At 50.3% G+C, this 23,152-nt stretch carries 19 protein-coding genes; 13 read left to right on the top strand and 6 right to left on the bottom strand.

The annotated features are described in order from the left end of the window. Window positions 1-70 precede the first annotated feature (70 nt). From scpA to FW767_RS06800, 4 genes are all read right to left on the bottom strand, one after another. Window positions 71-2,206 (bottom strand): methylmalonyl-CoA mutase, encoded by a 2,136-nt coding sequence (scpA, locus tag FW767_RS06785; protein ID WP_121699501.1) that lies wholly within the window; start codon window positions 2,204-2,206, stop codon window positions 71-73. An 8-nt stretch (window positions 2,207-2,214) separates the two neighbouring features. Then, a complete protein-coding gene (gene mutA, locus FW767_RS06790) occupies window positions 2,215-4,062 on the bottom strand; it encodes a methylmalonyl-CoA mutase small subunit (RefSeq protein WP_121699502.1) in 1,848 nt (615 codons plus the stop codon). A 157-nt stretch (window positions 4,063-4,219) separates the two neighbouring features. Continuing rightward, on the bottom strand, window positions 4,220-6,424 hold the full coding sequence (dnaG, locus tag FW767_RS06795) for a DNA primase (protein ID WP_121699503.1): 2,205 nt from the start codon (window positions 6,422-6,424) through the stop codon (window positions 4,220-4,222). A 471-nt stretch (window positions 6,425-6,895) separates the two neighbouring features. Next, entirely contained in the window at window positions 6,896-8,329 is a 1,434-nt protein-coding gene (locus FW767_RS06800; protein WP_235898079.1) for an alpha-amylase family glycosyl hydrolase, read from the bottom strand. A gap of 336 nt (window positions 8,330-8,665) precedes the next feature. Between FW767_RS06800 and FW767_RS06805 the strand changes: the two genes are divergently transcribed. The 11 genes from FW767_RS06805 (at window position 8,666) to FW767_RS06855 (ending at window position 17,364) form a co-directional block, all read left to right on the top strand. Next, window positions 8,666-10,141, top strand: a complete 1,476-nt coding sequence (locus FW767_RS06805; protein ID WP_235898080.1) for an MFS transporter — start codon at window positions 8,666-8,668, stop codon at window positions 10,139-10,141. Window positions 10,142-10,154: 13 nt separating this feature from the next. Continuing rightward, on the top strand, window positions 10,155-11,558 hold the full coding sequence (uxaC, locus tag FW767_RS06810; protein WP_121699504.1) for a glucuronate isomerase: 1,404 nt from the start codon (window positions 10,155-10,157) through the stop codon (window positions 11,556-11,558). Window positions 11,559-11,569: 11 nt separating this feature from the next. Continuing rightward, on the top strand, window positions 11,570-12,751 hold the full coding sequence (gene uxuA, locus FW767_RS06815) for a mannonate dehydratase (RefSeq protein WP_121699505.1): 1,182 nt from the start codon (window positions 11,570-11,572) through the stop codon (window positions 12,749-12,751). Window positions 12,752-12,770: 19 nt separating this feature from the next. Continuing rightward, the gene (locus tag FW767_RS06820) at window positions 12,771-13,583 is read left to right on the top strand and encodes an SDR family oxidoreductase (RefSeq protein WP_121699521.1); all 813 of its coding nucleotides are present in this window, start codon (window positions 12,771-12,773) and stop codon (window positions 13,581-13,583) included. 95 nt (window positions 13,584-13,678) lie between these two features. After that, entirely contained in the window at window positions 13,679-13,876 is a 198-nt protein-coding gene (locus FW767_RS06825) for a YtxH domain-containing protein (protein WP_121699506.1), read from the top strand. 34 nt (window positions 13,877-13,910) lie between these two features. Further along, the gene (locus FW767_RS06830) at window positions 13,911-14,111 is read left to right on the top strand and encodes a YtxH domain-containing protein (RefSeq protein WP_121699507.1); all 201 of its coding nucleotides are present in this window, start codon (window positions 13,911-13,913) and stop codon (window positions 14,109-14,111) included. 113 nt (window positions 14,112-14,224) lie between these two features. Further along, on the top strand, window positions 14,225-14,602 hold the full coding sequence (locus tag FW767_RS06835; protein WP_121699508.1) for a phage holin family protein: 378 nt from the start codon (window positions 14,225-14,227) through the stop codon (window positions 14,600-14,602). 2 nt (window positions 14,603-14,604) lie between these two features. Further along, window positions 14,605-14,901: a hypothetical protein gene (locus FW767_RS06840; protein ID WP_147438776.1), complete on the top strand. Its 297-nt coding sequence runs from the start codon at window positions 14,605-14,607 to the stop codon at window positions 14,899-14,901. Between the two features lie 152 nt (window positions 14,902-15,053). Next, the gene (locus FW767_RS06845) at window positions 15,054-16,055 is read left to right on the top strand and encodes an ABC transporter ATP-binding protein (protein ID WP_121699510.1); all 1,002 of its coding nucleotides are present in this window, start codon (window positions 15,054-15,056) and stop codon (window positions 16,053-16,055) included. Further along, window positions 16,052-16,585: a GNAT family N-acetyltransferase gene (locus FW767_RS06850; RefSeq protein WP_121699511.1), complete on the top strand. Its 534-nt coding sequence runs from the start codon at window positions 16,052-16,054 to the stop codon at window positions 16,583-16,585. Before FW767_RS06845 ends, FW767_RS06850 begins: the two co-directional genes overlap by 4 nt. A gap of 125 nt (window positions 16,586-16,710) precedes the next feature. Next, a complete protein-coding gene (locus tag FW767_RS06855; RefSeq protein WP_150980419.1) occupies window positions 16,711-17,364 on the top strand; it encodes a DUF6291 domain-containing protein in 654 nt (217 codons plus the stop codon). Window positions 17,365-17,385: 21 nt separating this feature from the next. Here FW767_RS06855 and rmuC read toward each other — a convergent pair whose 3' ends face one another. Continuing rightward, complete coding sequence (gene rmuC / locus FW767_RS06860) at window positions 17,386-18,639, bottom strand: DNA recombination protein RmuC (RefSeq protein ID WP_121700294.1); 1,254 nt, start codon at window positions 18,637-18,639, stop codon at window positions 17,386-17,388. 329 nt (window positions 18,640-18,968) lie between these two features. On the opposite strand from rmuC, the gene FW767_RS06865 reads away from it, so the two are divergent. Together FW767_RS06865 and nrdG are read left to right on the top strand one after the other, a co-directional pair. Beyond that, entirely contained in the window at window positions 18,969-21,176 is a 2,208-nt protein-coding gene (locus FW767_RS06865; protein WP_121700295.1) for an anaerobic ribonucleoside triphosphate reductase, read from the top strand. Window positions 21,177-21,182: 6 nt separating this feature from the next. Then, complete coding sequence (nrdG, locus tag FW767_RS06870; RefSeq protein ID WP_121700296.1) at window positions 21,183-21,662, top strand: anaerobic ribonucleoside-triphosphate reductase activating protein; 480 nt, start codon at window positions 21,183-21,185, stop codon at window positions 21,660-21,662. 65 nt (window positions 21,663-21,727) lie between these two features. On the opposite strand, the gene FW767_RS06875 is transcribed toward nrdG, so the two are convergent. Then, window positions 21,728-22,831: a glycosyltransferase family protein gene (locus FW767_RS06875; RefSeq protein ID WP_121700297.1), complete on the bottom strand. Its 1,104-nt coding sequence runs from the start codon at window positions 22,829-22,831 to the stop codon at window positions 21,728-21,730. Window positions 22,832-23,152: the final 321 nt, after the last annotated feature.

Raw genomic sequence — 23,152 nt, forward strand, 5'->3', positions numbered from 1 at the left:
TGGTCTTATAAAAAGCGAGGGCATGTGCATAAAGCACATGCCCTCGGCTGTTATGGGTAATTGGGGAAGTTTAATCTTCTCCGTTGAGGATTTCGAGCATCTTGATGGCCGATACGGGGATACGGGTACCGGGGCCGAAGATCGCTGCCACGCCTGCCTTGTAAAGGAAGTCGTAGTCCTGTGCGGGTATCACACCGCCGGCGGTGACGATGATGTCCTCGCGGCCGAGTTTTTTAAGCTCTTCGATAACCTGAGGTACGAGAGTCTTGTGACCTGCCGCAAGCGATGACACTCCGAGGATGTGCACATCGTTCTCCACTGCCTGACGGGCCGCTTCGGCCGGTGTCTGGAACAACGGACCCATGTCCACGTCGAAGCCGCAGTCGGCATAGCCGGTGGCTACTACCTTGGCACCGCGGTCGTGGCCGTCCTGACCCATTTTCGCTATCATGATACGGGGCTGACGACCCTCTTTCTTTGCAAATTCCTCACACATCTGCTGGGCGCGGATGAAGTCGGGATCTTGTTTTGTTTCGTTGCTGTACACGCCTGATATGGTTCTTATTACTGCTTTATAACGACCTACTACTTCCTCGCAGGCATCGGATATTTCACCGAGAGTAGCGCGCAGACCGGCTGCTTTTACGGCGAGGTCAAGAAGGTTGCCTTTCTTGGTGCGCACACATTCGGTTATGTCGGCAAGAGCTTTCTTGACAGCCTCTTCGTCGCGATCCGCTTTGACATCGTTTAGACGTTCAATCTGCTCTTTGCGTACTTCGGTATTGTCAATCTCGAGGATATCGATGGGGTCCTCATGGTCGAGGCGGTATTTGTTGATACCAACGATAGTCTGGCGTCCCGAGTCGATGCGGGCCTGTGTACGGGCCGACGCTTCCTCGATGCGGAGTTTGGGCAGACCGGTTTCGATAGCCTTGGCCATGCCGCCGAGCTTCTCGATTTCCTGAATGTGTTCCCACGCGCGATGTGCTATCTCATTGGTAAGCGACTCAATGTAGTACGAGCCACCCCACGGGTCAACCTGCTTGGTGACATTGGTCTCCTCCTGAATATATATCTGGGTGTTGCGGGCTATACGTGCCGAGAAGTCGGTGGGCAGTGCTATGGCCTCGTCAAGGGCGTTGGTGTGAAGTGACTGTGTGTGGCCGAGAGCGGCACCCATTGCCTCGATACATGTGCGGCCCACGTTGTTGAACGGGTCCTGCTCGGTTAGCGACCATCCTGAGGTCTGGCTGTGGGTACGCAGTGCGAGCGACTTGGGATTCTTCGGGTTGAACTGGCTTACGATCTTGGCCCAGAGCATACGTGCGGCACGCATCTTGGCTATCTCCATGAAGAAGTTCATACCGATTGCCCAGAAGAACGACAGGCGGGGGGCAAACGAGTCGATGTCCATGCCGGCATTGACACCAGCGCGGAGGTATTCGAGACCGTCGGCAAGAGTGTAGGCAAGCTCGATGTCGCAAGTGGCGCCGGCTTCCTGCATGTGGTAGCCCGAGATTGATATGGAGTTGAACTTGGGCATGTTCTGCGAGGTATACTCGAAGATGTCGGCGATTATGCGCATCGAGAATTCCGGCGGATATATATAGGTGTTGCGCACCATGAACTCCTTGAGGATGTCGTTCTGTATGGTACCTGCCATTTCTTCAAGTTTGGCTCCCTGTTCGAGACCGGCGTTGATGTAGAAGGCAAGCACCGGAAGTACGGCGCCGTTCATGGTCATCGATACCGACATCTTGTTCAAGGGTATGCCGTCGAAGAGCACTTTCATGTCCTCAAGCGAGCATATCGACACACCGGCTTTACCTACGTCACCGACCACGCGCTCATGGTCAGCGTCATATCCGCGGTGAGTGGCAAGGTCAAAGGCTACTGACAGTCCCTTCTGTCCCGATGCGAGGTTGCGGCGGTAAAAAGCGTTGGATTCGGCGGCGGTGGAGAAGCCGGCATACTGACGGATAGTCCACGGACGCAACGGATACATGGCGCTGTACGGGCCACGCAGGAAAGGAGGAATACCTGACATGAAATTGAGGTGTTCCATGCCTTCGAGGTCCTCTTTGGTGTATATGGGTTTTACGGGAATCAACTCGGGAGTGAGCCAATCTTCACCGTGAGCTAAGGCACAGTGCTGTGCGCCGAAAGCGTCTTTTGTTATATCAATAGTTTTAAAATCGGGTCGCATTGCAATAATTATTTAAGAAGTTTGGCATTGAATTCTTTAAGTGTGTCAAGCACGTTGCAACGCACGTGGATGAAGTCGTTGATGCCGGCGGCCTTGAGGTCGTCCATGCATGCGGGAGCGCCTGCAACGACAAAGAGTGCGCGTCCGTCAAGATACTTGAATGCTTCGGGGGCGAGAGTTGCATATTCGTCGTCGCTCGAGCAGAGTACGATGACGTCGGCACCTTTCTCGAGAGCAGCGTCCACACCGGCTTCAACGGTGTCAAAGCCGAGGTTGTCTATGATTTCATAGCCTGCGCAGCCGAAGAAGTTGGTCGAGAACTGTGCACGGGCAAGACGCATGGCGAGGTTGCCGATGGTAAGCATGAACACTTTCGGACGGTTGGATGCCGCTTCGGTGGCAAGACGCAGTGCCTCGAAGTCGCTTGCTGCACGCTTCATCGACAGACCTTCGCCTTCGGGGGCGTTGTCGTGGTGACAGCCGCAGCTGCATCCCTCGGTTTCTATCTTCTGAGCGGCGGTCTCGTTGATGTTGGGGTACTGGTTGGTTCCGAGAAGTATCTCTTTGCGGCGTGCTACGTCCAAGTGACGCTTCTCTGCTGTGGCATTGACAGCTTTCTGTATCGAGCAGTCGTCAATGCAGGCGAGGAAGCCGCCTTTGTCCTCGATATCAAGGAAGAGTTTCCACGCTTCTTTGGCGAGCGACACGGTGAGGGTCTCGACATAGTATGAACCGCCTGCGGGGTCCACTACCTTGTCAAGATGGCTCTCCTCTTTGAGGAGGAACTGCTGGTTGCGGGCAATGCGCTCCGAGAACGCGTCGGGCTTCTTGTAAGGTACGTCAAACGGAGTGGTGGTTATTGAGTCCACACCTGCGAGAGCGGCCGACATAGTCTCGGTCTGTGAGCGCAACAGATTGACGTGCGCGTCGTAGATTGTCTGGTTGAAGCGCGAGGTCACCGCATGTACGGTCATCTTGGCCGATTCTTTGGCTTCGGGCTTGTACTGCTCTACGATCTGGGCCCATACCATGCGTGCGGCACGGAATTTGGCAATCTCCATAAAGTAGTTTGACGATATGCCCATGTTGAACTTGATGCGTCGGGCCACTTCGTCGGCTTTCACTCCGGCTTCGGTGAGCATGGTCATCCATTCGGCACCCCAAGTCATTGCATAACCGAGTTCTTGGAATATGTAGGCGCCGGCGTTGCAGAACATGAACGAGTCTACGGAGAGTACACGCAGGGCGGGCACACCCTTGACTGCATCAAGAAGTTCCAGAGCTATGGCCTTGATGTCGCCGGGAAATTTTGTGCCGTGTTTAAGAGCGCGGCGCATGGGGTTGAAGTCGATTGAGCCGCGGAATGTGTCGGCGGCGCCGTTATCGTTCAGATATGCCGCGAGAGCTTTGGCCAATTCCACTGCATGACGCGGACAGCACTTGAAGTTGACTTCGATGGCTTTCAGGTCAATGCCGTCAAGCAGGGTTTTCAGGTCATCGACACTCTTGACCTCCACATTGAAGCCGAGTGAGTTGATGCCTTTGGTTATGATGTCTTTGGCTATGGCGTTAGCCTCTGCGGGAGTCTCGGCAAGTACTTCCTGACGTATGAGCCAGTCGTTGTCGGTGCGGGTTCCGCGTACATAAGGATATTCTCCGGGAAGAGAATCGATTGTCTTGAGGTCGGCAATGTTTTCGGCACGGTATACCGGCTCTACATTGAAACCCTCATTTGTTCGCCATACTAATTTCTTGTTGAAGTCGGCACCTTTAAGGTCAGCTTCGACTTTGGCTCTCCACTCGTCGTAAGAGCACTCCGGGAACATGTCGAACAACTTTTCTTTTTTTTCTGCCATGGTCTTGGTATTAATTTGTAGTTTAGAAAAATGTCACATTTATAACTGTGGTATGATACTTACTTTAAGGTATCACTTGGCAAAGATACAAAAAGCCTTGCTATTTAAGCAAATTTTTGTCAATGATATTCGAGCCAATAAGGAATTTTTTCCTTAATTATTTACGGGGATTGATTGTGCGCTCTCCGAGATATTTGGCAAATTCTCCTCTAAGGCGCTGTAGCTCTACATGGGTCTCCATTAGCCGCATGATTGTGGCGTTGTCGGCGTCAGCCGATCTGTATGCCGCTTTTATTTCGTCGTGCAGTTTTCTTATGCGACACTCGAGTATGGCGTCTTTGTATTCATATATGGTACGAGGCACGAGGTCGTCGAGCCGGTCTTCGTCAGTCTCGATCTTGGCGTACTTCGTATGTACTTTGCTAAGTACATGCTTGTCGCTTACCAGTTCGAGAGTAAGATTGCGTATGGTGTTGTCGGAATGTGAGGTCAGAGTTTTTTCAAGATATAGAGCCGCATACCTGCGGGTGTCGCGGAAGTAGCGCTCGTCGGCTTCTTCGATGAGGCGCTTCTCGCGGCGTTCTATGCTCGCCATGTCGGTCTCTTCATTGCGTATGCGGCTTTCTCCCTCCGATATGAAGAGGGCGCGTTCTTCAAGCAGACGGCTGTTATTGCGCGAGTTGTCCTCGGCCCATGATTTTGAGGCTGTGGTCCGGGCTTCGTCAAAGGTGTCGGCCACATCGCGGTTTATGAATGTCAGTTCGTCGGCGGCAAGTTCAGAAGTAATGTATTCAAGTACGGTTACCGGAGTGGCGTTGCCGGCTTCGTCATAGGACTTGCATAGTTCAAGCATGCCGTAACGCAGGGCGTACTGCAATACTTTCTTTTCGTACGGTCTGAGAAATTTTATGTCGGCCGGGCGCGACTCCGTGTACGTATTTGCATTGTCGGCCGACTCCGCCTCAACGTTGTCCTTCTGTTTTTCAGCCGTTTCGATATCGGCTATCGATTCGCGGGCGGTCTGCTGTCGGCGTTTAAGGTCGGCGTTTTCGGCCAATGCGCTTATCTGCTTGGACACCTCAAGCGATATCACCCGTTCGTTTATGTCAAGACGCCGGCTGCATTCCTGTATATATATGTTGCGGGTCACTGCTTCCGGTATCACCGATATGGACCTCACTATATCGTTTATGACTTTTGCGCGGGCTATGGGGTCGTTGGCCACGCCCTGAAGCAGTATGTCGGTTTTGAACTGGATGAAGTCGGTCTCATGCGTTCTTATATACTCCTCCAGCTCGGTCGACGAGTGCTTGCGTGAAAATGAATCCGGGTCGTCACCGTCAGGCAGAAGCAGTACTTTTATGTTGAGACCCTCCGACAGCAGCATGTCGATGCCTCGCAGCGAGGCTTTTATGCCGGCGGAGTCGCCGTCGTATATCACAGTCACGTTGTCGGTGAAGCGGTGTATGAGCCTTATCTGACCCTCCGTCAGCGATGTTCCCGACGAGGCCACTACATTTTCTATGCCTGACTGGAACATGGATATGACATCCATGTAGCCTTCGACGAGTATGCACTTGTCTTTTTTTACGATGGACGGCTTGGCTTGGTATATGCCGTATAGCTGATTGCTTTTGTGGTATATGAGTGATTCCGGCGAGTTTACATACTTGGCCGGAATATCCTTTTTAAGTGCGCGGCCGCCGAAAGCGACTACCTTTCCCGATACAGAAAGCACAGGAAAGGTCACGCGTCCCTTGAACCGGTCGTATACGCGTCCGTTTTCCGTGCGTATACACAGTCCGGTGTCGATAAGGTACTTTTCGCTGTAGCCTTTGCTTACCGCTTCATTGTAGAGTGTTGTGCTCTGCTCGCTTGCGTAGCCGAGGCGAAACTTTTTTATTACCGAGTCATTGAGCCCCCGTTCGTAAAAATACGATAGTCCGATGCTGCGTCCGTCGGAGGTTTCGTACAGGTTGTGCTCGAAGTGTTTAAGCGCAAATTCGTTTACGGCAAGCATGCTCGCTCTTTCCGACTCGCGTTCGCGCTCTTCGTCGGTTACCTCCTCTTCGTGAATCTCGATATTGTATTTTTGTGCCAGATATCGCAGTGCCTCGTTGTATGACATCTGCTCAAGCTCCATTATGAAGTTTACAGGGCTGCCTCCTTTGCCGCAACTAAAACACTTGCAGATGTTTTTGGCTTTCGACACCGAGAATGAGGGCGTCCTTTCGTTATGAAACGGACACAGTCCCATATAGTTCGAACCGCGTCTTTTAAGATTTACGAAATCGCCTACCACCTCCACGATGTCGGCGGTATCCAGTATGCGTTGTACGGTCTCTCGGTCTATCTTTTTCACATCAACAAAATTAGCAAAAAAAAATAAGACAGCCTCACGGCTCCCTTATTTTTCGCTTGTTGCTTGTTGAATATCTATTCTGTCTTTTATTGGAAAGTTACGTATGAAAAAGTATTCTGTTATTACCTTTTAGTTTTGTGTCTGACATGAATTAATTCTTAGATTAGCTAAGAAGATTGGGGCGGTTGTTTGCTAACCGCATGACAAAGGTAACAATTAATTTTCAAATATAATACAATAGAATATTATGTTTAATAACATGTTATGGCGGGTTTGTACTTTTTCGCTCTAAAAAATAAAAATATTTTATTACCGAAATGCTTAAAATTGTAATAAGTTATAATGACGCCTCTTTAACTTTAAAGTCGACAAAAGTTAACATAGGTTAAATGCGTATATGCGCGTGGCTATGTGTAATAAAAAGGGCACCCATGCATGCATGGGTGCCCTTAAATGATTGCATAATGTCAGTTATTGAAGTATATAAGATGTAAGCGGCTGGAGTGTGCCTGTCAGCTTGCCGTCGTTTACTTCAAATGTGGTGTTGTGTACGGCATCGGTATATGTTCCCGTTTTCAGTGTAGTAGGCAGTTCTACGGTCTGTGGCTCGTCACTTATATTGATGAGGGCGGCGCCTTTATCACCGCGAGCCACTTCTATGGTTTTGCCGTTGTCGCTTACCGTTACGGTTTCGGGCTGTCCGTGCATTGCATGGCGGAACTTATTGACTGCCGTTACTTCTGGATGCATGAACTCGTCATTGCCGCGTGCTCCTATGAGGTTATTGCCCCAGTAGTTCTGGCGGGTGCTGCCGGCGGGACGGCTGAAGAAGAGGGGAGTGCCATGCTGACGTGCGGCAAGAAATACGTAACCCTCACGTATGCGTGCATCCTCGATGTCGGCCGACTCGTGTTCGTTGGCATATGTGTCATGCGACTCCACCCAAGTGACGAGTTTGAGAGGCGAGGCAGGATGATGCCAGTTGGCGAGGCTGTCGGCATAGTAGTTGCCGGCGCGCAGGGCGTTGCGCAGCGCATGACCGTAGCTGCTGGCGGTAAGGCCCATGTATTCGGAGTATTCTTTTTCTTTTACGTTGCGGTCCTGAAGAACTTCGCCGTATATAAACAGGCTGTCGGCAGGCAGGGCGAGTTTAAGTCCCTTGACCGCTTCACGGCCGGTAGCTATGTCCCAGAAGTTGTTGCGTTCTGCAAGCGAGTCGAGCGGGTCTGACGGCAGTCCTATGTGTTTTGCCGTGTCGTAGCGGAAACCGCGTGCGCCGCATGCCAATAGATCGTTGACATATTGCATGTAGTAGTGTTGAAAGTCGGGATTCTCCGTATTTACGTCAGGCAGGCCGCCCATCTTGCCGGTAGTGCACTGGTAACGGTCGTTGTAGTCTGTTATGTCGGTCAGGCCGTTGGCGTGGAAGAGTTTGTCGTGGCCTCCCACGGCGCTGTCAAGAGCCGCGGTCACGGCTGAATGGTCGACTGCGGTATGGTTGGGCAGCACGTCGACTATGATCTTTACTCCGTATTTTGCCGCGCTGTCACACATGGCTTTGAACTGGTCGCGTGTGCCGAGCAGATGATTGCCTATCTTCCAGTCTATGGGCTGATAATAGTAGTACCACTTGCCTTTTACCGAGTCGTCGGGCTGGCTGTACAGGGCCATGCCTCCATCTTCGCCGAAAAAGCATGTGTTGGCCGGTGAAGTCTGCACATAGTTGAAGCCGGCGTCCGCTATGTTTTTCATGTTGGAGGCTATCGTGTCAAATGACCATGACCATGCGTGGAGTATAACGTCGTCATTGGTCGGCTCCGAGGCCCCTTGGTGCTTGTTTTCGCAACCGGTCACGCACATGGCCGCAAGTGCCGTGGCACCGATTGAAATAATGAATTTGTTCATGTCTATTTGGGTATTAAATAATTATTTTACGCTCCGTAAAGGTACAAAATATACCTTGTTAATACAAAAAAATCGTAAAAAATGTATGATATGTTAAGGTGTTGTGGCTCATTATGTAATATATGGGTGAAAAGTGTTGTTAATCACACGTGTGCGTGCCGTATATTTGTATAAGGGTTTACAATAACTGTTACTGTGTGGGTTACAACATCCTTAAGTATTTGCCTCTGGTGCATGCAAAAAACGGGGGCAAAACTTGTCTGACGATGAAAAAACCGTTAAATTTGAAAGATAAATCAATCATATTAATAATATTAATTTTAGATACCTGATATCATGAGTAAGGCAGAAAAAATGACCGGCTACCGATGGGTGATATGTATGATGTTGTTTGTCGCGCTGGTCATAAACTATCTTGATCGTCAAGTGCTTTCATTGACGTGGGTCAACTTTATCGCTCCGGAATTTAACTGGGGTCCTGATGACTACGGTCTTATTACCGGTTGCTTCTCGCTGGTTTATGCGGTGGGAATGCTCTTCGCCGGCAAATTCGTCGATTATATCGGTACACGTAAAGGCTACCTCTGGGCTATAGGAGTGTGGTCGTTCGGCGCCTGCATGCATGCCTTTTGCGGCATCCTTACTAACGGCATTGTATCCGGACAGTGGGTGTGGTCGTTCAACGGAGCCCGCGAGCATCTTATGCAATTGCAGTCTGTTGCCGATGTGTCGATGGCTATAACCACCGTGAGTGTGTGGCTGTTCATTGCCGCCCGCTGTATCCTGTCAGTAGGTGAGAGCGGCAATTTCCCTTGCTCTATTAAAGCGGTGGCCGAGTATTTTCCCAAGAAAGACCGTGGTTTTGCTACCGGTATTTTCAACGCCGGAGCGCAGATCGGTGCTTTGATTGCTCCCTTTACCATACCTGTCATTGCTCATTACTACGGATGGGAGATGGCCTTTCTGCTTATAGGCGGCCTTGGCTTTTTGTGGATGGGGGTATGGGTGTTTGTTTACAAGGACCCGCGTGAGAACTCTCGTGTAAACGCAGCCGAACTTGCTTACATAGAGCAGGACAAGGCCGATCCTGAATGCGGTAAGCCTGCCGTATCTGTTGCCGAAGAACCGAAGTCCAAGGTGGGTGTGCTTCAGGCTTTCGGTTTCAGGCAGACATGGGCCGTGATTTTCGGCCGTTTTTTGCCCGACTCGGTGTGGTGGTTCCTGCTTTTCTGGGCACCGGCCTTCATAAGCAATGTCTACGGTTATTCTACCGACTCCACCCAAGGCATGTTGGCTATATTCGTTATTTATCTCATATCCATGCTTTCGCTGTGGGGCAGTTATCTGCCTACCTATTTTATTAATCGCACGCGCGTGAATCCTTATAAAGGGCGCATGAGAGCTATGGGTATCTTTGCCGTATTTCCGCTACTTGGCATGTTTGTCATGCCTCTGGGGCAGGTGTCGATGTGGTTCCCGGTGGTCATAATCGGTATCATGGCGGCTGCTCATCAAAGTTGGAGCGCCAATGTGTATAATGTCGTGAGCGACATGTTTCCGAAGTCGGTTGTGGCCACTGTTACCGGTGCTGCCGGTCTTGCAAGCGGCCTCGGCAGCTTTACGTCAAATTATGGTGCGGGACAGCTGTTCAGATATGCTTCCGATACCGGATTGCGGTTCCTCGGCTTCGAGGGCGAAAATGCCGGTTACATGATTGTCTTCCTTATAGCATCGGTGGCTTATCTTCTTAGCTGGACCGTCATGAAACTGCTTGTGCCGAAGTATAAACTTGTCGAACTGAAAAACAAATAGAACACCTCTTATTATGAAACCGTTTTTGAATGAGGATTTCCTTTTGGATTCACCTGTGGCGTGCAGTCTTTATCATGAGCATGCCGCCAAAATGCCGATAATTGATTATCATTGCCATCTGTCACCTCAGATGATAGCCGAAGACTATCGGTTTTCGTCCATAACAGAGTTGTGGCTCGGTGGCGACCACTATAAGTGGCGTGCCATGCGTGCCAACGGTGTTCCCGAGCATTATATAACCGGCGACGCCGATGACTGGGCGAAATTCCTTAAATGGGCCGAGACGGTGCCTTATACCTTGCGCAACCCGCTTTATCACTGGACGCACATGGAGCTGAAGTCGGCGTTTGGCATTACCGATACTCTCAATCCTTCGTCGGCCCGGCGTATTTACGACGCCTGCAATGAACGGCTTGCCGATCCTGCTATGAGCGCTCGCGGCCTCATGCGGCATTACAATGTGGAGGTGGTGTGCACGACCGATGATCCCGTCGATGACCTTTGCTGGCATAAAGCCATTGCTGATAGCGGTTTTACCGTAAAGGTAAAGCCGGCGTGGCGTCCCGACAAGGCCATGGCGGTTGCCGACCCCGTGACCTATCGTGGTTATGTGGAGCGCCTCGGCGAGGTTGCCGGAGTGTCGGTGGCTGATTATGACGGCCTGTTGAATGCCCTTGCCTTGCGTCATGATTATTTCGCTTCATGCGGATGCACGGTCGCCGATCATGGCGTGAGTACTATGCCGTGGGCTCCGTGCAGTCGCGACGAAGCAGCCGCTTTGTATGCGCGGGTTATTGCCGGAGAGCGGCTTGCCGACGGCGAGGTATTGAAACTTCAGACCGCCATATTGCTTGAACTTGCACGTATGAATCATGCCAAAGGATGGGTGCAGCAGTTTCATTTCGGAGCGTTGCGCAATGTCAATTCACGCATGTTCCGCGCACTCGGACCCGATACGGGCTTCGACACGATCGGTGACTGGCGTTCGGCCGAGGCTTTGGCCGGTTTTCTAAATGAACTCGATGTCGAGGACCGTCTCGCCAAGACCATTCTATATAATCTTAATCCGGCCGACAATACAATGATAGCCGCCATGATTGCCAATTTTCAGGACGGCACCGTGCCCGGAAAGATTCAGATGGGTTCCGGATGGTGGTTCAATGATCAGCTCGACGGCATGCGCAATCAGATGAACGCTCTGTCCATGCAGGGGCTTATGAGCCGATTCGTGGGCATGCTCACCGACTCACGTTCATTCCTGTCCTATCCGCGTCATGAGTATTTCAGGCGCGTGCTGTGCGGTCTTGTAGGCGATGATGTCGACCGCGGTCTTATCCCGGCTTCCGAGATGCCCCGTGTCGCTGCCATGGTGGAGGACATATGTTATAATAACGCTAAAAATTATTTTGACTTGTAAAATACATTGATATGGAAAAAACTTGGAGATGGTTTGGACCGAATGACAAGATAACTCTCGACATGCTTCGCCAGATAGGTGTCGAGGGCATAGTGACTTCGCTGCATCATATACCCAACGGCGAGGTGTGGAGCTATGATGAGGTGATGAAGATGAAGAGTTTCATCGAGGAGCACGGACTGCGCTGGTCTGTCGTCGAGAGCCTTCCGGTGAGTGAGGCTATCAAATATGGCGGTGAAGACCGCGACCGTCTTATTGAGAACTATAAGGAGAGTCTTGCCAATCTCGGTAAGGCCGGGGTGAAGACTGTGTGCTACAACTTCATGCCTGTGCTCGACTGGGCGCGTACCGACCTTGAATACCCCAACGGCGACGGCACCTCCAACCTCTACTTTAACAAGGCCGAGTTTGCTTACTTCGACTGCGACATACTGCGTCGTGAGGGTGCCGAAAAAGATTATGACGAAGAGACTTTGGCGCGTCTTGACGAACTGCGCGGATGCATGACTCCGGAGGGTGAACGCCGTCTTGTAGAGAATATCATAGTGAAGACGCAGGGGTTTGTCAATGGAAATATAACAGAGGACGATACTGCTCCCGTGGAGACTTTCCGAAAGTTGCTTGGACTCTACGACGGCATAGACCGCGACCGGCTGCGTGAAAATATGAAGTATTTCCTTGAGGCTGTCATGCCGGTGTGTCGTGAGTACGACGTCAACATGTGCGTGCACCCCGACGATCCTCCTTTGCAGATTCTCGGACTGCCACGTATCGTTACATGTGATGAGGATATAAAGTGGTTTCTCGATGCCGTGCCCGATCCTCATAACGGCTTGACTTTCTGTGCCGGCTCCTTGAGCGCCGGTGCACACAACGATGTGCCTGCGCTGGCGCGTAAATATGCCGGACGTACTTGGTTTGTTCATCTGCGCAGTACTTCGGTGTTGCCCAACGGCGACTTCCGCGAGGCCTCGCACCTTGGCGGCCGTGCCGATATCGTGGAGCTTGTGAGAATATTCGAGAAGACCAACCCCGGTCTGCCCATGCGTGTTGACCATGCGCCACTCATGCTTGGCGACGAAAAAATGGGATACAACGCCGGATACTCGTTCCACGGACGCATGCTCGCTCTCGGTCAGGTGGAGGGAGTCATGGCTACGGTTGACCGCGATATAGCTGACGGTGTTATTTGAAAATTAATATGATATAATGATGAACGAACTTTTTTCAGTAAAAGACCATGTGGTCGTTATAACGGGCGGCACAGGCGTGCTGGGTGCATGTATAGGCAGGTATCTTGCCTCGCAGGGAGCTAAAGTAGTGCTTATGGGCCGTCGCAGGGAAGAGGGCGACAAAATAGTTGCCGATATTAAGGCCGAGGGTGGCGAGGCGCTGTTTCTCGTTACCGACGTGCTCGACGAGGCTGTGGTTGAGGATAATTGCCGCGAGATACTGGCGCGCTACGGTAAGGTTGACGCGCTGCTCAATGCCGCCGGAGGCAACATGCCGGGAGCCACGATAAAACCCGAAGGTACATTCTTCGACATCAGTATTGCCGAATTTGAGCGTGTGCTCAATGTTAACCTTACAGGTACAGTGGTTCCGAGTCAGGTGTTCCTGAAGCCTATGGTTGAGGCAGGCAAAGGCTCTATAGTCAATTTCTCATCCATGGCGGCTTTCCGCCCCATGACAAGGGTGCTCGGATATGCGGCGGCTAAGGCCGGCATAAGCAATTTTACTCAATTCCTTGCCAATGAGGTCGCTACAAAGTTTACGCCTGATATACGTGTCAATGCCATAGCGCCCGGCTTTTTCCTTACGAATCAGAATCGTGCTCTGCTTACCAATCCCGACGGTTCGTTGACAGAACGCGGTGCCGATGTTATCAGACAGACTCCCTTCAAGCGGTTCGGCCGCCCCGAAGAGTTGTGCGGCACTATCCAGTATCTGATCAGCGACGCTGCTTCGTTTGTCACCGGCACTGTTGCTGTGGTTGACGGTGGTTTCAATGCGTTTGCCATGTAAATAAGAAAAAAGTTAGGATGCTATCCTACTTTTTGCTCGCTAAAGTGTTATATTTACATCGTTTGATTAATATTAACCGTTAAACTAAACAAAGAATGAAACCTTTACACATTATTTTAGCCGTTTTGGGCGGTGCTGTTGCAGGTGCTGCCGTGGGGTTGCTGTTAGCTCCCGAGAAGGGTGAGGATACTCGCGACCGCATCATGGATTTTCTCAAGGACAAAGGCATACATCTGAAAAAAGACAAGATGGAGAAGCTCGTTGACGAGATAGCCAACGAACTCGGCAAGTAATAAAACCGTAATAACCCAAAAAAACGATTTGATTATGAATAATAGTCTTGGACTTATATCGGCATTTGTAGGCGGCGCGCTTGTGGGCGCCGGTGCCGCATTGCTGTTTGCTCCCGAGAAAGGGGCCGATTTGCGTGAACGCATCTGTGACATACTCCGTAAGAAAGGCATCATATGCTCGGAAACCGATGTCGATGCCTTGGTTGAGCGATTGACTCAGGATCTGGAGGATTAAGACCGCCGACGGCTGATTGTTTTTTCAGGATTATATGACAACTGCGTCAATCGGTCCGGTATCTTCCGTGCCGGTTGGCGTAAATTGTTCAACGTGCTATAACTGTTTGTCTTATGAGTGAAAGAAATGAAGATATGAAGGCGTCATGGGCCAATATGAGGGAGTGGGGTAAACTGTATTTTGAGAATCTGAAGCTGTTGTCTATTGAAAAGGCTACGGTGCTCTTTTCTCAAGGCATAATGGGGGTGCTGCTCGTCATCTTGTGCGCATGCGCGTTTTTCTTTATCTCGATAGCATTGGTGCTCATTCTTGCACAGGTGCTTCCGGTGATGTGGTGTTTCCTTATTATGGGAGGAGTGTATCTGTTGTTGGGATTGGCGGTTTATATATTCCGTCAGCCGCTTCTTACCGATCCTATAGCGCGTTTTCTGTCCCGGTTGTTTCTGGACAATCTGGAAGGGCCGTCTCAATCTTCTAATGATGATAATTAATTATGAGTACGCAAAAATTATTACCTGCCAAAGACGCTCCCGGAATGAAAAAATGGTCGGGGTATACGCTTGACGAGTTGCGTTACCGGCGCGCTATCAACCATGTGAAGATGGAGATGGAGAAGGAGCGTGTGATGCTGTCGGCCAACCGCATCATGAACGGCAAACCTTCGTCGGAAGAGTCCTCTTCAGGGTTGTTCCGCAAGGTTTTTACTGGCTTTTCTATATTGGATTACGCTTTGCTCGCTTTTCAGGCCGGTAAGCAGTTCCGCAAGATATATCGTTTCTTCAAGCGCTGATTGGCTGTATATCCGGATGCTGTCATGTCGGTCGTGGCCTGATGCCGTGGCGCCGGTGTGTCTGCATACTGTGCCGATTCATCTGACGACATGTTTTTAATTGATCCGGATACACTGCCTCTTAATAACGATTATTATATTCTCATATGGCAATGGAGAGAACTGATACGGTAAAAGTATCTCGGCTTGCTACCGGCTATCATGGACGAAAAGGCGACATTGTTGTGACGCAACCTTTTGATGCGGCGCTGTACAGTGGCGAACTGACATGCCTTCTCGGACCCAACGGTGCCGGTAAGTCGACACTGTTGAAGACATTGTCGGCCTTTCAGCCGCCTGTATCGGGCGATATTTATATCAATGGCAGGATTTTGTCTGCTTATGATGACGCGGAACTTGCACGGACCATCGGTGTTGTGCTTACCGAGAAAGTTAACGTAAGCAGCATGACGGTCCGGCAGTTGGTCGCTCTCGGCCGTAGTCCTTATACCGGCTTTTGGGGCGCTTTGTCGCATGATGATGATGCGGTCGTGGCTGAGGCCATGGCCACAGTGCGCATCGATGCCCTTTGCGACCGCATGGTCAGTACTCTCAGCGACGGTGAACGGCAGAAGGTCATGATTGCCAAAGCGCTGGCACAGGAGACTCCCGTCATATTTCTTGATGAGCCTACGGCATTTCTCGATTATCCCAGCAAGGTGGATATAATGAGGCTGCTTCATCGTGTTGCCCGCCGGCGGGATATTACCATATTCCTTTCCACGCATGATCTTGAACTTGCCTTGCAGATGGCCGACAGATTATGGCTGATTGACAAGACACACGGAGTGGTTACCGGTACTCCTGAGGACCTATCGCTCGATGGCAGCGTTGCTCGTTATTTTGATAGATCGGGTGTTGTGTTTGACGTCGATAAAGGTTCGTTTGCCATTGACTGGCATCCTGATTCTTGTGTACGTCTTGTCGGTGCCGGACCGCGTTACACCATGGTTCGTAAAGCCCTGTTACGTAACGGTTATCGGTGTTCTTCCGATGTTATATGCGATATTGTCGTGGAGATTCTTCCCGACAGCTACCTTGTAAATGGCCGCCGATGTGCCGATATTGCCGGGCTGCTTGATGAGTTGACCACCGCTATTCCTGTTACTGAATGACACCGAAATTGGCTGACTTATCCGATATCCCCGTCATATTGCGGATTACCGATGCCGGACGTCGGGCTCAACGCGAGCAAGGCTTTTTGCAGTGGCAGGATGGTTACCCTGACAAAGCTATTGTTGAGAGTGACATTCTTCTTGGTGCCGGACGGCTGTTGCTTGATGGTGATACCCCTGTGGCCTATGCGTCGCTGATTGTCTCCGATCCCGGTTACGAGGCTTTGGGCGATATATGGCGTTACAGCGGCCCTTATGGAGTCATACACCGTATGGCGGTTTCCGATGCCTATCGAGGTAAAGGCGTATCAGGTATATTTTTTGATTTTCTCGAAGCTGATGCCGCCGATAAAGGCATCAAAGCCATACGTGTCGATACCGGTAGAGAAAACATGGTCATGCAACACATACTGTCGCGACGACATTACTGCTCTCACGGCCTGCACACCTTTCCGTGGGGCCCTCGCCTCGCCTACGAAAAGCTACTCGTTGCTCGGCCTGACTGTGACGATGCCAATTGGCCTAATTAGACCAATTAGCCTAATTGCCCCCCTGTAAGTGTTAAAACTGCCCTTTACGCCCGATTGTGCATAAATCGGGTCCTCGCGTGTATTATCTTTGTGGTTGAAAACACACCCATAAACCCAGCCGTGCTATGAAATTTGACCAAGAATGGAGCGAGGCCATCTCACACCTCGACGCCCGCAGTCAGGCCCTTCTCACCGAGGCCATCCGCCACTATCAGAATACCGACACCATGCCCGTCGGCCTCGACCCCGCCTCCATGATGGGCTTTCTCTTCGCCAAGTCCGTCATCGACCGCCGCAAGCGGGTTAACGCCCGGGCCCGCGAACGCCGCCGTCAGAAAGCCCTCTCGACCTCAATTAGCCCTATAGGACCAATTAGACCAATTAGTCCAATTGGCCCTACTGAATCCACCGCCCCCGCTGCTCCTGCACCCTCGTCCCCCGTCACCGCCGACTACTACAAGGCCTTGCCGGGTTACCGCCGCAGCCACTCGCTCAGCTATCCGGGGCAGGAGGTGTGCAACGACTGGGACATGATCGAGGCTTGGCGTCCGCTCATGCTCCGCGACACCTCTTTCCTTCAGGGTCTGGCCGACTACCACCATGTGGGTGTCGACTTCATCACCGGCCACATCCCCACTTACGACACGTACCTGCTCAACAACAGGCGCGTTGCCGTCGACTGCCTCGAAGACTACCGTCTCGAGTTTGAGCGCTACATGATGTCGTCGATGCTCATGATGGGGCGCAGGAGCCGACGCTTCCAGCGCATGGAGTACTGATGATTATAGACTGTCGTGAAATTATGCTTCGGGTAGAGTGAAATCCGGAAGGTCGGGCAGGGGACTGTTGGCTTTTTCCTTGTATCCCATCTCTTTAAGACGACGAGCAGGCACGAGCATGCTTTGGCGTCCGGTCACGAGTTTCTTTTCTGCTTCTTCATAAGCGCCTGCGGCATCGTCAATCGCTTTTTTAATCGAGGTGAAGCGCTTGTAGAATTCACCTACGCGTTCTATCAGAGACGTCGCTTCTTCAAATACCTTGCGTTGCTGCTCGGCCTGTACTTCTTGAATCCATGCAAGTCTGATTATACGCAACGCAGCCACGAGATTGTATTCGCCTGCTATAAAAACACCGAGTCCAAGCGCCTCGCGCCACAGCGACGGGTCGTTAATAAGAGCGAGTTGCAGTGCCGATTCGTTTGGTACAAACATTATAACATAGTCAAGCGATTCTCGTGGCGGCAGTATGTAGCGCTTGTAGTTCTTGGCGGCGAGTTCTTTGACATGACTGCGCAGACTCTTCAGGTGTCGGTCGAGTGCGGCGCCACGTTCCTCTTCGGTCTCGGCTCCGGTATAGTCGAGAAATGCCGACAGCGACACTTTGGCGTCGATTATGAGTGCTTTGTCATTGCTGTATTTCAGTATCACATCGGGTATCATGCGTTTGTCGGTATGCTCGTTGAGCACCGGACGTCCGGCTTTGTCCTTTATCGTGGCCTGAACGTCATAGTGCACTCCTTCGTGCAGTCCTTGACTTTCGAGGAGCTCGCTCAATATGGCTTCGCCCCAGTTGCCCTGTATTTTGTTTTCATGCCGCAGAGCTTTGGCGAGGCGTCCTGCCTCGTCGCCTATTGATGCCGTGCGCTTCATGATCTCCTCTATGGCCTGATGCAGTGTGGCGGAATTGCGCGTGCTCTGCTCACGCGAGGAGTCCATGGCGGCCTGCATTTCCTTTATCTTCTCTTTAAGAGGGTCTATGATGGAGTTCATCTGCGAGGCGTTATTTCGGTTCAGTTCTTGCGTTCGGGCTGTAAGCAATTCGGCCGTTGCGTTTTTGAGCTGTTCCTGTGCCATACGCAACTGCTCTTGGTAGTGGCGGTCGCGGGCTGCGTCATCTTTTGCTTGCTGCTCTTGGATGAGTTGGATTTCGCGCTGCAGCATCTTTTTGTCCGATTCAAGCGACGATATGGTTTTGACCGATTTGGCTCTTGCTATCAGCCAACCTGCCATTGCACCGATTGTTAGTCCGATTATTAGATATAATATATTTTCCATTGGGGTGTTATGGTTGAATTCTTTACAAAATTAATTATATTTGTATTAATTTGCAAAGTCTGTGAATGTTAAATCAGATACGGTATTTTTATATTAATGTTGCCTTCTGTGTTTGCCGTAATGAAAAACTGTAGAAATTATGTTGATAAGCATAGTTTTCCGAAATGAAAGTGTAATATGTTGATATTGTTGTGATTATGTTGTTTGATATAGGCTTGAAGTTTTCCAAAAATAAAATTGTTGATAACTTGCGGATGATTTTTGTTGTGTAATATGTAAACTATGTGTAGATTTGCAGATACATAAAATAATCCTCAATTCTTTTTCAAATGATACAGACGGTAGTTAAGCGCGACGGGCGTGTCGTGGGCTATAACGACGAGAAAATCAAAGCGGCTATAAGAAAAGCCATGCTCCAGACCGAAATGGGCGAAGATGAGTCGCTCATACATAAAATCACAGACCGCATAAGCATGTCGGGCAACGAACGCATGACCGTTGAAGAGATTCAGGACCGTGTGGAAGTCGAGCTTATGAAGAGCCCCCGTAAGGAGGTGGCAAAGCGGTATATAGCTTATCGCGACCAGCGCAATATAGCTCGACGTGCCAAGACACGCGACATGTTTCTTGAAATAATTGAGGCCAAGAGCAACGATATCACACGCGAAAACGCCAATATGAATACCGACTCGCCCGCCGGCATGATGATGAAGTTTGCGAGCGAGACCACCAAGCCGTTTGTTGACGATTATCTGCTGTCGCACGAGGCCAGAGAAGCCGTGCGCAACGGATATCTTCATATCCATGACAAAGATTATTATCCCACAAAGAGTCTTACGTGCGTGCAGCATCCGCTGGATCGTATATTGACTTACGGATTTTCTGCCGGACATGGTGAGTCGCGTCCGGCCAAACGTATCGAGACTGCAAGTATCATAGGCTGCATATCGCTTGAAACCGCTCAGAATGAGATGCACGGCGGTCAGGCCATACCTGCTTTTGACTTTTATCTTGCTCCTTTTGTGCGTTCTTCATATATAGAGGAGGTGAAGCAGGTAGAGGCATTTGACGGCAATGACTATTCAGAACTGTATGACATGCCTGTTGAGGATTATCTGAAACGTCCGCTTGACGGGCTTGTCGGAGTGGAGCGTGTGAAGCAACATGCCGTCAACAAGACTGTGGGGCGGGTGCATCAGGCTATGGAGGCGTTTATTCATAATATGAATACCATACACTCACGCGGAGGCAATCAGGTGGTGTTCAGCTCTATAAATTACGGCACCGACACCTCGGCCGAGGGACGTTGCATAATACGTGAACTGCTTAATTCCACTTATGAGGGTGTGGGCAACGGAGCTACTGCCATATTTCCCATACAGATATGGAAGAAAAAGCGCGGGGTAAGCTATTTGCCCGAAGACCGTAATTACGATCTGTATAAACTGGCCTGTAAAGTGACAGCGCGTCGTTTCTTCCCCAACTTTGTGAATCTCGATGCTACGTTCAACTATCATGAGAAGTGGGATGTCAATGACCCCGAACGATACAGATATGAGGTGGCCACTATGGGATGCCGCACACGTGTTTTCGAGAACCGCTTCGGTGAAAAGACCTCTATCGGGCGTGGCAATCTCAGTTTCTCGACCATCAATATAGTGCGTATAGCCATCGAGTGTATGAATATCCTTGACAAGGAGGAACGCATACGTCGATTCTTCTCCAAACTTGACGAAGTGCTTGATATAACCGCTCGTCAGCTTTGTGACCGCTACGAATTTCAGAAGACCGCGCTTGCCAAGCAGTTCCCGCTTCTTATGTCGCGTCTGTGGAACGGTAGCGACAAGCTCAAGCCCGGTGACACTATAGAGAGTGTCATCAATCAGGGCACTCTCGGTATCGGGTTTATCGGTCTTGCCGAGTGTCTTGTTGCCCTTGTCGGCAAGCATCACGGTGAAGACGAAGAGGCTCAGACCCTCGGATTGAAAATTGTGTCGCATATGCGTAGCCGTGCCAACGAGTATTCCGAAAAATACGAACACAACTTCTCGGTGCTTGCCACACCGGCCGAAGGACTTTCGGGCAAGTTTACAAAGGCTGACCGCAAGACATTCGGGGTTCTTCCGGGCATTACCGACAAGATATATTACACCAACTCCAATCATGTGCCTGTGTACTATAAGTGCTCGCCGCGTCATAAGGCCAAGGTCGAGGCTCCCTATCACGAACTGACCCGTGGAGGCCATATATTTTATGTGGAGATTGACGGTGACGCTACCCACAATCCGGAGGCCATAAGCGATATTGTGGACATGATGGACAAGTACAATATCGGTTACGGATCGGTTAATCACAACCGCAACCGTTGCATGAGCTGCGGCTACGAGGACGCTCAGGAGAATCTTGATGAGTGTCCGCTGTGCGGCAGCAAGGCTATTGACAAACTGCAGCGCATAACAGGTTATCTTGTCGGTACCACTGACCGATGGAATAATGCGAAGCTGGCCGAGCTTAACGACCGTGTAGTACATAAGTGAATATTTATGAAACTGCGTGTTCTCGATATAGTGGGCGGAACTTCGGTCGACGGACCGGGGCTCCGCACATCCATATATTTTGCCGGGTGTACCCATCACTGTAAAGGATGCCATAATCCGCAGTCGTGGGAGCCGGCAGGAGGCATGCCTATGTCAATCGACGATATTGTGGCAGTCGTCGATGAAAATGATTTTGACGTCACTTTTTCTGGTGGCGATCCGCTTATGCAGCCGGGGCCGATGACAGAGCTTGCCAAGCGGCTTAAAGCTGACGGGCGCAATATATGGTGTTATACCGGTTACAGTTATGAGGAGGTGGCCGTAAATCCTTTATACTCTGAGCTGTTGTCGTACATCGACGTGCTTGTCGACGGCGAATATGTGGAGTCGCTTCGTGACGTGGGATTGCGTTTCCGCGGCTCATCCAATCAACGGTTGATTGACGTGGTGCGTTCGGCTCCGGGCAACATCGTGCTTTGGACGTGAGTTGTCGGCTCGTGCCTACTGTCGGATTGGCATTGCCAGCGCTACGATGGCGTAGGGTTATACCGCTATTCTCCGGATATGTATGCTATGTATTCGTGTATGCGGTCGGCCATGTTGTAGTCTTGTCGGAGTTCCTGCGATATGTCGTAGTCTGAAATGACGGATGTGTCTAATTCCTGAACCTGCAGGTGCTGCTTTGACTTCGAGAAGTATGTTAATGTCAGATTTCGGCCGAAATTTCCTCTGATGTTTTTGCGCGTGAGAAATGTCGAGTAACCGGGTCCGAGATCCGAGACAAGGAGGCAAGGATATCCTAATGCCCCGGCTTCAAGCAGCACTTGTCCTACACCGGCTACCAAAAGATAATCCTCTTTATGTTTTTTCAGGTAGCTTATGGTGTCAATCTCGTTTCCGGTAAATGTTTCGTCGCCAAGGTCGTAACGCTTTTTAAGCCGTTTTGCTGTATTGTCGTACTTTGTTGACCCGGCAATAGTGAAAGGTATCTTCCTTTCAAAGCAATATTCTATGGCGGAGCACAGCTGGTTGAACTTGTCTTTTGCTATTCGGCTTATTATCAGTGCCTTTGTCTGGTTGTTATACTCCCATTCCCGTCCCGTGCACCGGATGGCGTTGGGCAGTATCTTATAGTCGTTCAGTTTGTCATAATCTATAGAGCATAAAAGATCGGATATGAATATGCGGTAATCCATGCTGTTGAGTGTATCTATGTCTATTGCCGGTATTTCGCCGTGTATGCAGCATCCTATGCGGCAGTGTCGCTTGAGCTCATCAAGATCCAGTGCATAGATGAAGCGACGGCTCCTTGTCTGGAACTCCACAATATCAATATGATAGTTCCTGATTATCTTGATAAGGCTTTTTTCGAAGTTGCGTGCATGAAAGTTTATTCGCAGGCAGGTGAAGCGGCTCTTTATGGTATCGCAGTCATTTTGTTCTGACACGAAAATGACATTGCAGTTGATTTTTGACAGTGCTTCAGCGTATGCTAATATTCTGGTTTCAATACCGCCGAAGTTGTTTATATATTTTGCAAGATAAAGTATATTCTTTTTATGTATCGGGCGGCAAGCTGATGACAGTTCGGTATTTCGGGCATCATTATATATATTCTCTATGTAAGAGAGTACAGGTAATGAACGTAATCTCATGAAATGCTTCTGTTGCGTTTTAAATTCGCTGCAAATATACGGAGAATATTCGATGAAACATAATAAGCTGTTTAGGGTAGAGGCCGGTTTGCTGCTTTATGGGCTGATATGCCGATATATAGCGTGGTCGCGGATTTTGCGGCCGGCGTCAGGTGGCATTAAAGCGGGTGCATAAAAAAAATGCCCGTTCCTCCTTTCAAACAAGGAGGAGCCGGACTAAAGCCAAAAGGCATGATTCTGTGATTCTAAAGATAGTTGTCTTATAGCGATTTAAAGTGTTAAGAAAATATTTCTTTATCACTTTGATACAATGGATGTCCG

Origin of the sequence: Heminiphilus faecis, assembly GCF_008728965.1 — a bacterium.
Lineage (GTDB): Bacteria > Bacteroidota > Bacteroidia > Bacteroidales > Muribaculaceae > Muribaculum > Muribaculum faecis.

Bases quoted from the DNA above. Each gene is read 5' to 3' on its own strand.
- scpA (WP_121699501.1), bottom strand. From the start codon at position 2,206: ATGCGACCCGATTTTAAAACTATTGATATAACAAAAGACGCTTTCGGC.
- mutA (WP_121699502.1), bottom strand. From the start codon at position 4,062: ATGGCAGAAAAAAAAGAAAAGTTGTTCGACATGTTCCCGGAGTGCTCT.
- FW767_RS06800 (WP_235898079.1), bottom strand. From the start codon at position 8,329: ATGAACAAATTCATTATTTCAATCGGTGCCACGGCACTTGCGGCCATG.
- FW767_RS06805 (WP_235898080.1), top strand. From the start codon at position 8,666: ATGAGTAAGGCAGAAAAAATGACCGGCTACCGATGGGTGATATGTATG.
- uxaC (WP_121699504.1), top strand. From the start codon at position 10,155: ATGAAACCGTTTTTGAATGAGGATTTCCTTTTGGATTCACCTGTGGCG.
- uxuA (WP_121699505.1), top strand. From the start codon at position 11,570: ATGGAAAAAACTTGGAGATGGTTTGGACCGAATGACAAGATAACTCTC.
- FW767_RS06820 (WP_121699521.1), top strand. From the start codon at position 12,771: ATGAACGAACTTTTTTCAGTAAAAGACCATGTGGTCGTTATAACGGGC.
- FW767_RS06825 (WP_121699506.1), top strand. From the start codon at position 13,679: ATGAAACCTTTACACATTATTTTAGCCGTTTTGGGCGGTGCTGTTGCA.
- FW767_RS06830 (WP_121699507.1), top strand. From the start codon at position 13,911: ATGAATAATAGTCTTGGACTTATATCGGCATTTGTAGGCGGCGCGCTT.
- FW767_RS06835 (WP_121699508.1), top strand. From the start codon at position 14,225: ATGAGTGAAAGAAATGAAGATATGAAGGCGTCATGGGCCAATATGAGG.
- FW767_RS06840 (WP_147438776.1), top strand. From the start codon at position 14,605: ATGAGTACGCAAAAATTATTACCTGCCAAAGACGCTCCCGGAATGAAA.
- FW767_RS06845 (WP_121699510.1), top strand. From the start codon at position 15,054: ATGGAGAGAACTGATACGGTAAAAGTATCTCGGCTTGCTACCGGCTAT.
- FW767_RS06850 (WP_121699511.1), top strand. From the start codon at position 16,052: ATGACACCGAAATTGGCTGACTTATCCGATATCCCCGTCATATTGCGG.
- FW767_RS06855 (WP_150980419.1), top strand. From the start codon at position 16,711: ATGAAATTTGACCAAGAATGGAGCGAGGCCATCTCACACCTCGACGCC.
- rmuC (WP_121700294.1), bottom strand. From the start codon at position 18,639: ATGGAAAATATATTATATCTAATAATCGGACTAACAATCGGTGCAATG.
- FW767_RS06865 (WP_121700295.1), top strand. From the start codon at position 18,969: ATGATACAGACGGTAGTTAAGCGCGACGGGCGTGTCGTGGGCTATAAC.
- nrdG (WP_121700296.1), top strand. From the start codon at position 21,183: ATGAAACTGCGTGTTCTCGATATAGTGGGCGGAACTTCGGTCGACGGA.
- FW767_RS06875 (WP_121700297.1), bottom strand. From the start codon at position 22,831: ATGAGATTACGTTCATTACCTGTACTCTCTTACATAGAGAATATATAT.